This window comes from Pseudomonas hygromyciniae, assembly GCF_016925675.1.
Lineage (GTDB): Bacteria > Pseudomonadota > Gammaproteobacteria > Pseudomonadales > Pseudomonadaceae > Aquipseudomonas > Aquipseudomonas hygromyciniae.
The window spans coordinates 4,014,466-4,029,296 of sequence record NZ_CP070506.1 but is presented as its reverse complement, the minus strand read 5'-3'; the positions used below and the strand labels follow the sequence as shown (position 1 = coordinate 4,029,296).

14 protein-coding genes, 1 tRNA gene and 2 pseudogenes are annotated in these 14,831 nt (G+C 60.4%); 5 read left to right on the top strand and 12 right to left on the bottom strand.

Annotated features, from left to right (window positions below; translation table 11 throughout):
* Positions 1-74 precede the first annotated feature (74 nt).
* On the bottom strand, positions 75-1,025 hold the full coding sequence (locus tag JTY93_RS17890) for a LysR family transcriptional regulator (RefSeq protein ID WP_205478669.1): 951 nt from the start codon (positions 1,023-1,025) through the stop codon (positions 75-77).
* 172 nt (positions 1,026-1,197) lie between these two features.
* On the opposite strand from JTY93_RS17890, the gene JTY93_RS17885 reads away from it, so the two are divergent.
* Positions 1,198-2,709, top strand: coding sequence for a nucleobase:cation symporter-2 family protein (locus JTY93_RS17885; protein WP_205478668.1), 1,512 nt, complete (start codon positions 1,198-1,200; stop codon positions 2,707-2,709).
* Positions 2,710-2,872: 163 nt separating this feature from the next.
* On the opposite strand, the pseudogene JTY93_RS17880 reads toward JTY93_RS17885, so the two are convergent.
* From JTY93_RS17880 to JTY93_RS17865, 4 genes and pseudogenes are all read right to left on the bottom strand, one after another.
* Positions 2,873-3,616, bottom strand: a pseudogene (locus JTY93_RS17880) (alpha/beta fold hydrolase); the annotation flags it as partial.
* A 142-nt stretch (positions 3,617-3,758) separates the two neighbouring features.
* Positions 3,759-5,033, bottom strand: coding sequence for an MFS transporter (locus tag JTY93_RS17875; protein WP_205480933.1), 1,275 nt, complete (start codon positions 5,031-5,033; stop codon positions 3,759-3,761).
* A gap of 183 nt (positions 5,034-5,216) precedes the next feature.
* Positions 5,217-6,371, bottom strand: coding sequence for an acyl-CoA dehydrogenase family protein (locus tag JTY93_RS17870; protein ID WP_205478235.1), 1,155 nt, complete (start codon positions 6,369-6,371; stop codon positions 5,217-5,219).
* Positions 6,372-6,440: 69 nt separating this feature from the next.
* Positions 6,441-7,217, bottom strand: coding sequence for an IclR family transcriptional regulator (locus JTY93_RS17865; protein ID WP_375373162.1), 777 nt, complete (start codon positions 7,215-7,217; stop codon positions 6,441-6,443).
* 361 nt (positions 7,218-7,578) lie between these two features.
* Between JTY93_RS17865 and JTY93_RS17860 the strand changes: the two genes are divergently transcribed.
* Positions 7,579-8,811, top strand: coding sequence for a CaiB/BaiF CoA transferase family protein (locus JTY93_RS17860; protein WP_205478237.1), 1,233 nt, complete (start codon positions 7,579-7,581; stop codon positions 8,809-8,811).
* A gap of 15 nt (positions 8,812-8,826) precedes the next feature.
* Here JTY93_RS17860 and JTY93_RS17855 read toward each other — a convergent pair whose 3' ends face one another.
* The gene (locus tag JTY93_RS17855; RefSeq protein ID WP_205478238.1) at positions 8,827-9,495 is read right to left on the bottom strand and encodes a hypothetical protein; all 669 of its coding nucleotides are present in this window, start codon (positions 9,493-9,495) and stop codon (positions 8,827-8,829) included.
* A gap of 37 nt (positions 9,496-9,532) precedes the next feature.
* Positions 9,533-9,608: transfer RNA gene (locus JTY93_RS17850), tRNA-Asn, on the bottom strand.
* 132 nt (positions 9,609-9,740) lie between these two features.
* Between JTY93_RS17850 and JTY93_RS17845 the strand changes: the two genes are divergently transcribed.
* Complete coding sequence (locus tag JTY93_RS17845; RefSeq protein ID WP_205478239.1) at positions 9,741-10,235, top strand: hypothetical protein; 495 nt, start codon at positions 9,741-9,743, stop codon at positions 10,233-10,235.
* On the opposite strand, the gene mug is transcribed toward JTY93_RS17845, so the two are convergent.
* Positions 10,151-10,723: a G/U mismatch-specific DNA glycosylase gene (gene mug, locus JTY93_RS17840; protein WP_205478240.1), complete on the bottom strand. Its 573-nt coding sequence runs from the start codon at positions 10,721-10,723 to the stop codon at positions 10,151-10,153. The two genes, JTY93_RS17845 and mug, sit on opposite strands and share 85 nt — an antisense overlap.
* Before the next feature lie 87 nt (positions 10,724-10,810).
* Between mug and JTY93_RS17835 the strand changes: the two are divergent.
* A pseudogene (locus JTY93_RS17835) lies at positions 10,811-10,897 on the top strand (agmatine deiminase family protein); the annotation flags it as partial.
* Here JTY93_RS17835 and JTY93_RS17830 read toward each other — a convergent pair.
* The 3 genes from JTY93_RS17830 to JTY93_RS17820 form a co-directional block, all read right to left on the bottom strand.
* On the bottom strand, positions 10,894-11,955 hold the full coding sequence (locus JTY93_RS17830; protein ID WP_205478241.1) for a YkvI family membrane protein: 1,062 nt from the start codon (positions 11,953-11,955) through the stop codon (positions 10,894-10,896). The pseudogene JTY93_RS17835 and the gene JTY93_RS17830 overlap by 4 nt on opposite strands.
* Positions 11,956-12,056: 101 nt before the next feature.
* Complete coding sequence (locus tag JTY93_RS17825) at positions 12,057-12,443, bottom strand: RidA family protein (protein ID WP_205478242.1); 387 nt, start codon at positions 12,441-12,443, stop codon at positions 12,057-12,059.
* A gap of 27 nt (positions 12,444-12,470) precedes the next feature.
* Positions 12,471-13,607 carry an NAD(P)/FAD-dependent oxidoreductase gene (locus JTY93_RS17820; RefSeq protein ID WP_205478243.1) on the bottom strand — a complete coding sequence of 379 codons (1,137 nt, stop codon included), beginning with the start codon at positions 13,605-13,607 and terminating at the stop codon, positions 12,471-12,473.
* A gap of 159 nt (positions 13,608-13,766) precedes the next feature.
* On the opposite strand from JTY93_RS17820, the gene JTY93_RS17815 reads away from it, so the two are divergent.
* Positions 13,767-14,384: a helix-turn-helix domain-containing protein gene (locus tag JTY93_RS17815; protein ID WP_169992400.1), complete on the top strand. Its 618-nt coding sequence runs from the start codon at positions 13,767-13,769 to the stop codon at positions 14,382-14,384.
* Here JTY93_RS17815 and JTY93_RS17810 read toward each other — a convergent pair.
* Positions 14,378-14,815, bottom strand: a complete 438-nt coding sequence (locus tag JTY93_RS17810) for an N-acetyltransferase (RefSeq protein ID WP_205478244.1) — start codon at positions 14,813-14,815, stop codon at positions 14,378-14,380. The two genes, JTY93_RS17815 and JTY93_RS17810, sit on opposite strands and share 7 nt — an antisense overlap.
* Between the last annotated feature and the right edge of the window lie 16 nt (positions 14,816-14,831).

The following is a 14,831-nucleotide window of genomic DNA, read 5'->3' as shown; positions in this document are numbered from 1 at the left end:
CCGCCGTGATGCTCAAAGAACAGAATGTCGACTGGCCTGCTGCCGAATCGGCAGCGCATAAGCTGGCCTGCAGGTCAGGAAATACGCGGCGTACAGGCGGATTCTTCGCGTTCGCGCAAAGCGATTTCCTCGCTGATCAGATGGGCCATCGACTCGACTGCCGTAGGCAAATCCCGACCCTTGCGCGCATACAGCCCCAGGTCGCTGAACATTCCGCCCTGATCGTTCAAGGGGATATGCAGCAGCTCACCCCTGGCCAAGTCGGCCTCGATCCCGATCCGTGTCTGGAACGCCACCCCCAACTGCTGGCGCGCCAACTGCCGCGCCAGTTCCATGGAGTTGCTTTGCAGCAACGGCTTGTGCGCAGTTGACGAGCGCCGGTGCAGCGGGGCGATCAAGTGGTGGATCGACAGCTCGCTGTTGGCTTGGATCACCCCATGTTCAGCGCACAGGGTGTAGCTGACGCTGGCATGGGAGGCCAGTGGATGCCCTGGTGCCACCAACGCACCGAGGCGGAAATGGCCGACACACAATTGCGTGGTTTCCGCACTGCGCGGCAGGGCAAAGGCCAACCCCAGGTCTGCCTGGCCGTTGATCACCGCTGCCGGAATCGATTGTGAGCCCTGCACCGTTACACCGATGGTCACCGCCGGGTAACGCTGGCGCATGCGCTTGAGTACGGCGGGCAGCAACTCCACCGTCGCGCCTTCCACCGTGGCGATTTCCACATGCCCGGTCTGTACCTGGTTCAGGCCTTCCAGTTCGCCGCGTACCCGTTCCACATCCTGCAACACCAGGGTCACATGCCGGGTCAGGATTTCTCCGGCAGCGGTCAAGCGCAGCCCGCCGGGCAGGCGCTCGAACAGGGTCGCGCCCACTTCGTCTTCGAGTTTGAGAATCTGCCGGTTCACCGCCGACGAGGCGACGTTCAGTCGGCGCGCGGCTTCACGGATCGAATGGCAGCGGCGGACCATATCGAAGTAGCCAATGGCCGCAGAGTGGATACGCAGCGTGCGGTTGAGCATTTTTTTCTGATCCTTGTGGGCACGGCTTCGAGCCTTGGGGCAGGGCGGCTGAATGGATTTTTGTAACGTCGATGCCAGGTATCTTGTGCAAATGATTGTATACAACTCTATGGACATCCAATCTTTCTATTGCATACAGTGAGCGCACAACAAAAACAGAGATCCCCTCACCATGACTATCCCGAAGGCGTCACCGCAACGGCCAGAAGACGAGAATCTTGGCGTCGCTGCCAACATGGCTTACGGCCTGCAGCATGTACTGACCATGTACGGCGGTATCGTTGCCGTGCCGTTGATCGTCGGTCAGGCGGCCGGGTTGTCCCCCGCCGATATTGGCCTGTTGATCGCCGCGTCACTGTTTGCCGGTGGCCTGGCCACGTTGCTGCAAACCCTGGGCCTACCGTTTTTTGGCTGCCAGTTGCCCTTGGTCCAAGGGGTGTCGTTTGCCGGTGTGGCAACCATGGTGGCGATTGTCGGCAGCGACGGTGCGGGCGGTGTGCCGGCGATCCTTGGCGCGGTGATGGCCGCGTCGCTGATCGGGTTGCTGATCACCCCGATATTCTCGCGAATTACCAAGTTCTTTCCGCCCCTGGTGACTGGGATCGTGATTACCACCATCGGCCTTACGCTGATGCCGGTCGCCGCCCGTTGGGCCATGGGCGGTAACAGCCGCGCCGCCGATTTTGGCAGCATGCCGAACATTGGCCTGGCGGCCATCACCCTGGTGCTGGTGCTGTTGTTGAGCAAGGTGGGCAGCGCCACCATCTCGCGCCTGTCGATCCTGCTGGCGATGGTGTTTGGTACGTTGTTCGCGGTATTTCTGGGCATGGCGGACTTCTCCACCGTGACCCAAGGCCCAATGATCGGCTTCCCCACGCCGTTCCACTTCGGCATGCCGACCTTTCATGTGGCCGCGATCCTTTCCATGTGCATCGTGGTCATGGTGACCCTGGTGGAAACTTCGGCGGATATCCTGGCGGTGGGCGAGATCATCGACACCAAGGTTGACTCCAAGCGCCTGGGCAACGGTCTGCGTGCGGACATGCTGTCGAGTATGTTCGCGCCGATCTTCGGTTCGTTCACCCAAAGTGCCTTCGCCCAGAACGTGGGCCTGGTGGCGGTGACCGGGGTCAAGAGTCGCTACGTGGTGGCCACCGGCGGCCTGTTCTTGGTGATCCTTGGCCTGCTGCCCTTTATGGGCCGGGTGATTGCGGCAGTACCGACCTCGGTGCTGGGCGGTGCCGGGATCGTGTTGTTCGGCACCGTGGCGGCCAGCGGGATCCGCACGCTGTCCAAGGTCGATTACCGCAACAACATGAACCTGATCATCGTCGCTACCTCCATCGGCTTTGGCATGATCCCCATCGCCGCGCCGAGCTTCTACGATCAATTCCCTAGCTGGTTCGCCACCATCTTCCACTCGGGGATCAGTTCCTCGGCAATCATGGCGATCCTGCTGAACCTGGCATTCAACCACTTCACCGCCGGCAACTCGGACCAGCAGTCGGTGTTCGTCGCTGGCACCGAGCGCAGCCTGTGCTTCCAGGATGTGGCGGCACTGCGGGACGGGGACTACTTCAGCAAAGGCAAATTGTTTGACGCCGAGGGTAAGGAGATACCGGTGGTGGCGCAGCCGCAGGAGAAAGCAGCGGTGCCGGGTAGGGCTGAAACCAGCGAGGTGTAGCGAAAATACCACGCACTAAATGTGGGAGCGGCGGTGCGACGATTCGACTTGCTCGCGAAAGCGGTTTTTCAGTCGCCGGATGTACCGACTGATCCACCGCTTTCGCGAGCAAGTCGAATCGTCGCACCGCCGCTCCCACATTTGATGTGTGTGGTTTCAAAATCGGGGGGCGACAGGCCTCATCCAAAAACTGCACCACCGTGCCCATGCAAGCCTGGCGTTCTTCGACATGGGGCATATGGCTGGAGTCCTCGAACAACGCCTCGCGCACATCGGCGATTTCATCGAGGAACGCCTTGAATTCCAGCGGCGTGGCTTGGTCATGCCGCCCGCAAATCATCAGGGTCGGTACTCGGATCTGCGTTAACCGGCCAATGCTGATCGGGCCGTGCAAGGCGTTGTACACCGTAGGGTCGGCTGTCATATGGGCGAAGGTGCGCGCCACTTCTTCGGGCCACGGGTTGATTCGGCATAGAGGCTGGTCATCGAAGCCGGCAGCCAGGTTGGCGGCGATAAACGCGCGCAGGCCCTTGGGTTGGCGAATCGCGTGCTCACTGCCAAGTCTGCCGCCCCAGGCATGTCCAAGGATCGCGTAATGCTCGCTGATGTGCAGGTGGCCGAGCAGGTTGTCCAGTTCGTCGAGAAACAGCTCAACTGTCCAGAAATCTGCGGGCTGGTGGGGCAGGTGGGTGGAGTGGCCATTGCCCAGTTGATCGTAGTGAATCACCGCATGGCCACTGGCAGCCACGTCCTTGAAAGCGTCCAGATAGTCATGGGTACCGCCGGGACCGCCATGGAGGATGACCAGTGGGGCCTTGCCGCTGTCGAGGTTGCCTGTCACGCGATACCAGGTCTGGTAACCGCGAAAGGCTGCATAGCCCTGGCGGATCTGTTCGATGAATTCCATTTCCGGCCCTGCCATCAAAAATTGGTCGGGTACACGATAGTTTGAACGAAACGTTTAAGTAACTGGCAAAACGGCTAGGTTTTTTAGCGGGATCTACGCTAGCGCCCTTTGCAGGAGCCGGCTTGCCGGCTCCTACGGAGGGTTATTGTTTTTGCGGATCAAATTGCTTGTCGCGGATAAACAGCGCCGGGATCACCCCGCAGATAAAGTACGCCGCGCCCATCACCAAAAAGCCCACGCCAATCGAGCCATGGGACGCCAGGAAGCCAATGGCCGCCGGTGCGATCGCCGCGCCAATCCGCCCAATGTTGTAGGCACCGCCCACGGCTGATCCGCGAAATTTCGCCTCGAAACTCTCGGTCATGTAGGTCGCATTCACGCCGTAAGGAATGCCGTACAGGAAGCCAAAGGCAATCAGCAGCCAGAGGATATTGTCCGGGCTCTGATACAGCACGATCACCGGCAGGAACACCGCCGTGCCCAAGGCGCCGAAGGCAAACACCACGCGCCGACCCAGGCGATCAGCCGCGAGGCCGGCGAGGATTTTGCCGAAGATCATCGCGGCGTAGGTGCCGACCATGTAACTGGTCATCGACTTGAAATTCATCCCCAACTCGCCTTCCAGGTAGGACGGCATCCAGTTGTTGACCCCGTAGTAGCCGAACTGCAGGAAGCCTGCGGTCAGCGCCCAGAGCAGGAACATGCGGCTGGCCTTGGGGTCGCTGAAGATCAGCTTGAACATGCCATCGGGCTTTTTCGCCGAGACGCGTTGGATGCCTTCGGCTTTTTCCCGTGCGCGTGCGGCCTGGGCGTTGAGCCAGGCCTGGGGTTCCGGCACCAGGCGCTGCATCAGCACGGCGAGGATCACCGGGATGATCGCCACGTAGAACAGCCAGCGCCAGCCGTGGTCCGGCAGGATCCAGCCGGCCAACAAGGTGGCGACGATATAGCCCACCGACCAGCCGGCCTGCAGGGTGCCGAGCACGGTGGTGCGGTAGCGGGTCGGTACGTATTCGGCCATCAGGGTGTTGCAGGCGACATACAGCGCGCCCAGCCCGAGGGAGGCGAAGAAGCGGGTGACCGCAAACTGCCAGTAGCTGTGGGTCAGGCCGAGAATCGCAGTGCCTACCGAGAACAGCAGGATGCTCCACACCACGGTCTTGACCCGACCAAAGCGGTCGCAGGCCCAGCCTCCGTAAATCCCGCCGACCGCCATCCCGGCCAGGGTGAAACTGCCCAGGCTGCCGGCCTCGACACTGGTCAGGCCGAACTCGGCTTTCAGGCTGCTGAGGCTGTAGGACAGGAGCATCAAGTCTGCGCCATCAATCAGAAGACCGAGGAAGCAGAAGATGAACACAATGATCCACAGGTTGTTTTTTGCGGGCGACAACGCACCCGTCGATGTGGCGACTTCCATAGCGATACCTTGTTGTAGTTGTAGGGCACTGGTTATGGGTGTTGCAGATTGCATGAACAAAGAAGATCTACTGTGGGAGCGGTTTGCTCGCGAAAGCGCAGTGTCAGTCAACTATTTATTAACTGACCCAGCGCTTTCGCGAGCAAGCCCGCTCCCACACAAGCCCGGTTTCCAAACAGGGTTTTAGTGCCGGGCCTCGCGAATCATGTTGCGTGCAATCACCAACTGCTGGATTTGCGTGGTGCCTTCATACAACCGAAACAGCCGCACATCGCGGTAGAACCGTTCGATCGCATACTCACTCACATACCCCGCGCCGCCGTGGATCTGCACGCAACGGTCAGCTACCCGGCCGCACATTTCCGTGGCGAACATTTTCGCGCAAGAGGCTTCGGTGCCGATGTCCAGGCCGTCGTCACGCTTGCGCGCGGCGTCCAGCACCATGCAGCGGGCCGCATAGATTTCGGCCTTGCTGTCGGCGAGCATGGCCTGGATCAACTGGAACTCGGCAATCGGCTGGCCGAATTGCTTGCGCTCGATGGCGTAGCGCAGGGCATCGTCGAGCATGCGTTCGGCGGCGCCGACGCTGACGGCGGCGATGTGCAGGCGGCCCTTGTCGAGTACCTTCATCGCCGTCTTGAAACCTACGCCTTCGACACCGCCGATCAGTTGCTCGGCGGGCACCCGCACATTGTCGAATATCACGTCGCTGGTATGGGCGCCTTGCTGGCCCATCTTATGGTCGCGCTTGCCCAGGGACACGCCGGGTGTATTGCGTTCGATGATAAAGGCGCTGATGCCACCGGAGCCCTTGATGTGCGGATTGGTACGGGCCATCACCGTGAAAATCCCGGCGTGGGGCGCGTTGGTGATAAAGCGCTTGGTGCCATTGATCACGTAATGCTCGCCATCGCGCACGGCGCTGGTTTTCAGCGAGGCGGCATCTGAGCCGGAATCCGGTTCGGTCAGGCAGAACGAACTGAGCAACTCACCGCTGGCAAGCTTGGGCAAGTAGTGTTGTTTCTGCGCCTCGGTACCGTCCAGCAGGATGCCAATGGAGCCGATGCCGTTGTTGGTGCCGAAGTAGGAGCGGAATGCTGGCGAGGTGCGGCCCAGCTCGAAGGCGATATGCACTTCTTCTTCCATGGTCACGCCCAGGCCACCGTAGGCTTCGGGCAGGGTCAGGCCGAACAGGCCCATATCCTGGAATTGCTGGACGATGTCCGCCGGGATCTCGTCGGTCTCGGCGACTTCGTTTTCCCGTGGGATCAGCGCTTGGTTGACGAACTGGCGAATGGAGTCCAGCAGGATATGAAGCGTTTGCGGGTCTCGGATCATGTGCATTCCTCGGCGGCCCGTTCGGCGGGCCGGTTGTATTGGATCTGCCGGGGCCGTGCACCGATCTGTCTAGCGGGCGGCGGCCTCGATGTTATTGACCATGTGCTTGAGACGCGGCCCGATGTGGTCTTCGAGTTTTTCCCGGGAAAGGTGAAAACTCGGCCCGCCACAGTTGAACGTCAACAGCCCATGTTGTGTGTGCAGCATGGGCACGGCGATGGCGTTGACATCGCGGTGCCACTCACCGATCGATATGCAATAGCCGAAGTCGGTGTAATCCCTGAATGCGCGTTCCAGCCCTTTGCGAATCGTCGGCCAATCCTCCAGATGGCGCTGGCGGATATGGTCGAGCATGAACTCCCGCTCACTCTCCGGCATCGCCGCCAGGCAGGCGCGGCCCGCCGAACTCAAGTGCAGCGGCAGGCGCGTGCCGATCTGGCGGCGCATGGTCATGTTCGCTTCACCCTGGACCACGTCCAGGTAGACCATATCCAGGCGGTCCCGGGAGGCCATCGCGACGGCAGCCTGGGCGTACTTGGCCATGGTCTCCATCAGCGGGTGGGCGGCGGCCCGCACCGACAGGTTGGAAAGCATCGCGTAACCAAATGCCATCACCCCCACATTCAACTGGTATCGGCCAGACTGCGGCAGGTGCTTGAGGTAGCCCAGGCGGGTCAGGGTGTGGGTCATGCGCGTCACCGTCGGTTTCGGCAGGCCGGTCTTGCGCGCCAGTTCCTGGTTGCCCAACACGCTTTCGCTGGGGGTAAAGCAGCGCAGCAGTTCCAGGCCTCGGGCCAGCGCGGTGATGAACTGCCGGTCCTTGTCTTCCTCCTCTTCGTTGCTCATTGGATCCAGCCTCAGGTGTTCAAAACCATGGGGGCCTGCAGGTGTCTGGGATGGACTGGGGTCCGGGTTGCGACGGTGCATGGTAATCATCCTTTTTTTCTAAAATCAACAAAACAAAATATGATTTCGCTGTGCGGAATTAACGCTTGTGTTGATTTTTATCGCCGTTACTTAATTAGTCTCTATAAAACAATGAGTTATGTTTTGACTCTGTGAATTATCGTGCTTTTTCATTTACATCCTCCATGTCGAGACATACTATTTTTCTCAATTACGAAATACTATTTCGCACAGCAAAACAATAGCTGGCTGCGCCAGAAAATCCGGCAGCCGGCGACACAGACCTTCAGGAATAACAACAATGGGTGCATTAACAGGTTTGCGCGTACTGGATTTGAGTCGGGTCTTGGCCGGCCCATGGTGTGGTCAGGTGTTGGCGGACCTGGGCGCGGAAGTTATCAAGATCGAGCGCCCGCACAGTGGCGATGACACGCGCGGCTGGGGGCCGCCGTGGATGCAGACCGCCGCTGGCGAGTCATCCGGGCAGGCTTCGTATTACCAGTCCACCAACCGCGGCAAGTTGTCGGTGGCCATCGATCTGGCCAGCGCCGAAGGCCAGGAACTGGTGCGGGCGCTGGCGGCCAGTTCCGATGTGCTGATCGAGAACTACAAGGCCGGTTCCTTGGCACGTTACGGCCTGGATTACGCGACCCTGGCCGAGATCAACCCGCGTTTGGTGTATTGCTCCATCACCGGCTTCGGCCAGACCGGCCCGCGTGCCGAAGAGCCTGGCTACGACTTCATCATCCAGGGCATTGGCGGCCTGATGAGCATCACCGGCGAGCGCGATGACTTACCAGGGGGCGGCCCGCAGAAAGTCGGCGTGGCCTTTTCCGACCTGATGACCGGGCTGTATTCCACCGTGGCGATCCAGGCCGCGCTGCTCAGCCGTGAACGCACGGGCGTCGGCCAGCATATCGATATGGCCCTGCTGGATGTGCAAGTCGCGACCCTGGCCAACCAGAGCATGAACTACCTAGCTTCCGGCAAAGTGCCCCAGCGCTTTGGCAATGCCCACGCCAATATCGTGCCGTACCAGGTGTTCCGTGCGGCAGACCGCGACTTCATCATCGCCTGCGGCAACGACAGCCAGTTCATCGCCTTATGCCAGAGCATTGGCCTGCCACATCTGCCGGACGACCCGCGTTTTCGGCGCAATGCCGACCGCGTTGCGCATCGGGCTGAAATCGTCGAGTTGCTGTCGGCGCATTTCCTCGGCCGCACGGCAGACGAATGGGTCAGCTGCATCCACGCCTCGAAAGTGCCAGTGGGCGCGATCAACAACATCGCGCAATCACTGGAAGAACCACAGGTAATCGCCCGCGAACTGATGGTGAAGATTCCCCACCCGCAAAACCCGGATTTCGCCATGGTCGGCAGCCCGATCAAGATGTCCGGTACCCCGGTGGAGTATGTGCGGCCGGCGCCCATGTTGGGCGAGCATACGGATCAGGTATTGGCTGGGCGGTTGGGGTTGTCCAGTGAGCAGTTGGGGCAGTTGAAGCGTAGTGGGGTGATTGAGCAGTTGCCGTAACGAGGGGCCTTTTGGTCAGCGCTGTAATATTTTGCCCAACGCGCCCATGTTCATGGCCTCATTCATGCTCAACGGGCCGGAAAAGGTGAAGGGTTCCTTGTAGAGCGATTCATAGTGCATCTCTACAAATACGTCATTCCTTTGCAGGAAAAAGCTCATTTGCAGCAGGCACAAGGGGCCGAACTGTGTGCTTTTAGTCGGCTCCAGAATCGCGATGTCATTACCAGGCCTGACCGCAGCGCCTTCGGTGGGCCAGCCTTTGGCGAAGCACTCGGGATTCAATCGCGCCTTCTCCAGCACGGCGGGCCAGCGGCTGTCCCCAAGCCCGTTGAACTGCTCGTCGCCGACGCGAACAGTGAACGAGGTGATGATGCCCGGCCCGATCCCTTCGTTGGACAAATACAGCCCGCTTTTTTCCGCCGTCAAATGCGGTGTAATCCCCAGGTAGGGCCGTACGGAGAGGCGGTTGTGCTCGCGCATCAGGTCCAGTTGCCAGAAGGAAATCGACGCGGCGGCAATGGAAATCACCACCGCTGCCAGTGACAGGAGCGTACCGGAGGAAAACCTGGGCTTTTTCGGTGTCAGTGTGGCGGTGGGGCGGCGTGGTTTGAAAAAGGGATGATCATGCTGTTTTTTCACGGGTCGACTCCCTGTCGATAGGGTTGCACGGGAAATTTCGGGCAAAAAAAAGCCTGCATTTCTGCAGGCTTCTTCTAGTGTCTGGCTCCACGACCTGGACTCGAACCAGGGACCCAATGATTAACAGTCATTTGCTCTACCAACTGAGCTATCGCGGAATGCGGCGTATCTTACTGATTGAAAAGGATAAGTCAATCGCTTTGTGTGATTTTCAGCCGGCGTGTGGCAGGGTGTGGCGTTGTTTACCCTTCACCGTAATGCCGGGCCTAGCGGGCGTTTAAGGAAAAACCATGAATATCAATTGGGTGGAGCTAGCGTTCGGTGCAATGGTGGTTATCGCCCAGGGCCTGTCGTTTTGGTTTATGTACTGGCTGTTCAAGAAGCTGCGCACACCCAAGTCGGTTGCCCCCGCCTATGCGCCCGGCACGGGCCTTGAAGGCCGTGCGATTCCAGTCCTGGCCACCTTTACCGGGTTGCGCAGGGTGCCGTGGGCGGCATTGGCCACCAATAGTCTGAACCCGGTGTTTCGTCTTGATGGTCAGCAGATGATTTACCGGGTTTTACGCCAGAAACAAAGACCGTTAGGCGATGTGTCACGGGTGGATATGCGCAGCGCTTATGGCAACTTCAATCTGGTGTTTGAGTTCTCTGACTCGCCATTCACATTGATCGTGAACCTGGGGAGTGCTTCGCGCAGGGCTTATGTGCTGTCGTTGCTGCCTCCCGACATGCAGCTGTCCGAGCGGGCACAAACCGCGCGACTGGCGGGGAATGCTGCGCAATAAAGTTGGCCGTAGACCTTCACCAATTGCTCCTGCGTAAACGCCAGATTGCGCCCGCTGGGGTTGGGCAGGACCCACACCGTGGCATCCCCCAGTGTCTGCGGCTGCAGCCCCCATGCCACCTCCCGTTGGCCCGATAGCGCGCAATAACCCGCCTTGCCCAAAAACGCCACATAGCGCGGAGCATAACGGCGGATCTTGTTTTCAAAACCCTCAGCCGCAGCCTTGAATTCCTCCTGTGACAATTGATCCGCCCGCGCCGTCGGCCGCTCTACGACCGTTGTCAGCCCGCAGTGGTGCTGCAAGAGCGTCCGGTCATCCTCGGGCGGCACTTGATGCGGGGTAAACCCGGCCAGGTGCAAGGTGCGCCAGAAGCGGTTGCCGCGCCCAGCAAAGTGATGGCCCTGGGCGGCGGCGAGCAGGCCCGGATTGATCCCGCAAAAAATCACTGCCAGCCGCTCGGCCAGGATGTCTTCAAGTCCTTCATTCATACAGGGCACCCTGCGCCAGGTTGTCCCGATGATACCGAAGAACTGGCTGGGCTTGCGCAAGATCATCTGGTTGCTGGGCATCAGGGACGCAAGGTGGTGCCACTGGATATCGACGCCATCGCCGCAGGCGGCGGTGGCATTCACTGCGTGACCAGCCACCAGCCCTGGATTTAGCCCGTTGCCCCGGCAAGGCGCCCGAGGCGCAACCAGCCAATCAACACGGCGGCGATCAGCAAGAAACCCAGGTAGCCAAACAGCGGGTATACCTGGCCGACCAGGCTGATAAAGCCGATCAGGCTGCCGGCAAAAGCCAGCGCAGCAAAGGCCGCCGACCCCACACGGAATTTACGGGTGCCGGGTGGCAGCAGGCGCGCCGAGAAGGAGTACAAGGTGCCGACGGCGGTGTTGAGGATCATCAGGAAGATAATCACTGCCATCAGCAGCCCGAGGGCGGGCGAGACTTCGCTGGCGATGGACAGCATTGGCATCGGCAGGTCTGCCACGCTGTCCAGGCGAGACAACAGTCCCAGGCTCATGACCAGCATCAGCAGGCCTAATAGGGCTCCGCCGAGAATCCCGCCCCAGACCGCCTGTTTTTCGCTTTTCGCCGCGCCGCCCATGATCGCCAGGATCGGTACGCCGGCCACGATGTTATAGGACACGTACAGCAATGCACCGAGCAGCCAATGGCTGGCGCCGGCACTCTGGCGGCTGGCCAGTTGATCCAGTTCAGCGAAGCTCAGGCCCCGGGTGGCAGCGCCGTAGAGCGCGACGCCGACGGCAGTGAGGATCAAAAACGGCGTGACCGAGCCGATCAGGCCGATGACTTTGTGTACGTCCAGGCACACGATAACGATCACCACCAGGGTGACCACCACGCTGCCCAGTGTGGCCGGGATACCGAACTGCTGCTCCAGCAACGCACCGCCGCCCGCCAGCATGACCACGGTGACCGCAAACATGAAAAAGGTGATCATCAGGTCGACCAACACCCCCAGGTGCCGCCCGCACAATGCGTACACCACGTCTTTATGGGAGGTGGCGCGCAGGCGGTTGCCCATGCCCGCCAGCGCCATGCCGAGGAAGGTGAACAGTGCGGCGCTGAGCACCGCACCGAGCAACCCCCATACGCCGAAATCGACGAACATCAGCAACAGTTCCCGGCCCGAGGCGAACCCCGCACCGACGATCACACCGACAAATGCACCGGCAATCTTCAGACTTTCTTTCATGACGACTTCCCTTGAATTGTTGTTGTTAAGGGGCGTGCGAGCGTGTTTGCGAAAAACCGCAACGATAACGCGCTGTCCTTGAACGAACGCGTTGCTTCGAATCAGCGGGTTGGCGGGCCAACCCAAGCCTGGACTTCGATTTCTACATCGACCCCCAGCGCCAGTTGCGTGCCACCGACGGTGGAGCGCACCGGAAAGCCCTGCTTGAAGTAGCGTGCGTACACTTCGTTGAAACCGGCGAAGTGCTGCATGTCCGACAGCCACACAGTGGCCTTGACCACGTGGTCAAACCCCACGCCGCATTCGGCCAGGGTTTCGCCGATGCGGCTCATGACAGCTTCGGTTTGCTGCTGGATATCACCGCGTACCACTTCGCCTTTTGGGTCCATGGGCACTTGCCCGGAGAGGTACAGCAAATCGCCCACCCGAATGGCTTTGGAGAACGGGTAGGGCAGGTGGCTGGGATAACGCTGGATACTTTCTGACATGACAGGGAACCTCGGCAGAGTGAAGGGTCAGCGCAAACGGGCGGGAGCCAGGCGCTGTGGTTCGACGCCCTGGCGCTGCAGCGCTTGGGGCAAGGGTTGATCGAGCAATAGGGCACAGGCCAGCTGCGAGACACCGGCCGCCGACTGGATGCCATAACCGCCTTGGGCGGCGAGCCAGAAGAAGCCGTCACACTGTTCGTCCCAACCGACCACCAGGTCGCCATCGGCCACGAACGAGCGCAGGCCGGCCCAGCTGTGGCGTGGCCGCCGAATGCTCAGGGAGGTGGCGGCTTCGATGTGATAAATCCCCGTGGCGATGTCCAGCTCTTCGGGCATCACGTCCTGTGGCGGAACCGGATCGGCGTTGGCCGGTGAGCCCAGCAGTTGGCCGGCATCGGGTTTGAAGTAAAAGCTTTCATCGATGCCGATAACGGCGGGCCAGTTTGCAAAGTCCAGGCCTTCGGGACCGTCGAAGGTAAAGGCGGTACGCCGACAGGGTTGCAGGCCGATCGGTGCTACGCCGCATTGCTGTGCCACCTCATCGGCCCAGGCGCCAGCGGCGTTGACCAGGTTGCGCGCGCGCAGTTGTCGGCCGTTGGCCAGTGTCAGTAGCCAATGACGGTCTTGGCGCAGGGCAGTGCTCAACTGCGCGTCACACTGCAAGACCCCTCCGGCACGACGCATGGCCCGTAGGAAACCCTGGTGCAGCGCATGTACATCGAGGTCGCGGGCCTCGGTTTCAAGCATGGCGCCGGCGATGACTTCCGGGCGCAGGCAAGGCACCAATGCCAACGCCTGTTCGCGATCAATCAGCGCGACATTGGCCGCGCTGGCCTGATGGCTGTCGAAGGTTTTGTGTAGCAACGCTTGCTGCTCGTGACTGGCCACATACAGGCAGCCGCGTGGCTCGAGCAGCGCGTGCTCGGTAAAGCCTGCCGGTGGTTGCTCGTAGAAGGCCCGACTGGCGCGGGTCAGCGCTTGAATCTGCGACGTGCCGTAGGTTTCCATGAACATGGCGGCAGAGCGTCCGGTGGCGTGATACCCCGGCTGGCTCTCACGTTCGAGCACCACCACACGGGCTTCGCCGGCCAGGCGATAGGCCAGGGACGCCCCCGCAATGCCGCCGCCGATGATGGCGAAATCGAAACAGTCACTGTCCTGCATGCCGAAGTCCTTTCTGTGTGCGAATGAGGTTTTTCTCGTTTTTGATAATTCTCACATAAGAGAAATGTAGGATATGAGAATTTCCCAGTCAAGCCTTCGTCGTGGGTTAATATTCCGGCCCTAGCCCTCACCCCGTTTTTTGTGCGACAGAGAGTCCGTATGAGTTCCGATCAGACAGCGTCAGCTTCGTGTTCCACGACCCATCCGCTGATAGATCGCAGCCAGGTAGGCGCCCGCTTACGGGGTATCCGCAAAAACCAGCAACTGACGCTCAAGCAGCTGTCCGAGCGTTCGGGTGTGGCACTGTCGACCCTGTCGAAGATGGAGCTGGCACAGGTCTCGGTGAGCTACGAAAAACTGGCGGCGGCGGCGCGGGCGCTGGGCGTGGATATTGCGCAGTTATTCAGCCCCGTGAAGACCGCGCCGAACCTGGTCCAGCCCACGGTGGTCAGCACCGCCATTGATAGTGCGGCGGGCTACAGCACGGGCAATTACGATTACCACCCGATGGCCGGGGATTTCCCTGGGCGGCGCATGACACCGATGTATGCGCGCATTTTCGCCCGGGAGCTGACCCAGTTTGACGACTACATCCGCCACCCCGGCCAGGAGTTTGCGGTGGTGCTGTCCGGGCGGGTGCGGATTCAATTCGAGACGGGCGAGTCCATCAGCATTGGCTGCCGCGAAACCGCCTATTTCAACAGCGGCATCGGTCATATCTACCTGGCCGAAAGCGAGGCGGACGCTGAAGTGATGGTGGTGATGACGGATTACTGAGGCGCGCTGGCGTCACTGCTCATCCAGTACTCCGCCTGGCCGCTGTGTTCATCGACCTGTTCATGGGTCACCACAAACCCTTGCGACAGATAGAACTGGCAACTGGCGGTGTTTTTTTTATACACCGCCAGGGTCAGCACGGGCCGCTGCGCCCTGGCATGAGCCATCAAGCGTTTACCGATGCCCTGGCCCTGGCAATCGGGGGCGACAAACAGCGCGGCCATCTGGTTGTCGAGCAACGAGTAGAAACCCACGACCCTTGAGTCGCGTTCCATGACGTAGGTTTCCGAGGCCGGTATATACCGGTTGCGCATGTTCTCGACCTGCGACTGCCAGAAGGCGGCGTCGATAAAGTTGTGGGCGATGAGCGAGGCATCCAGCCAGATCTGCAGGACGCAATCGAGGTCTTTGGGTTCCAGGAGTCTGATCATTTTTCCAGTCTTGTGA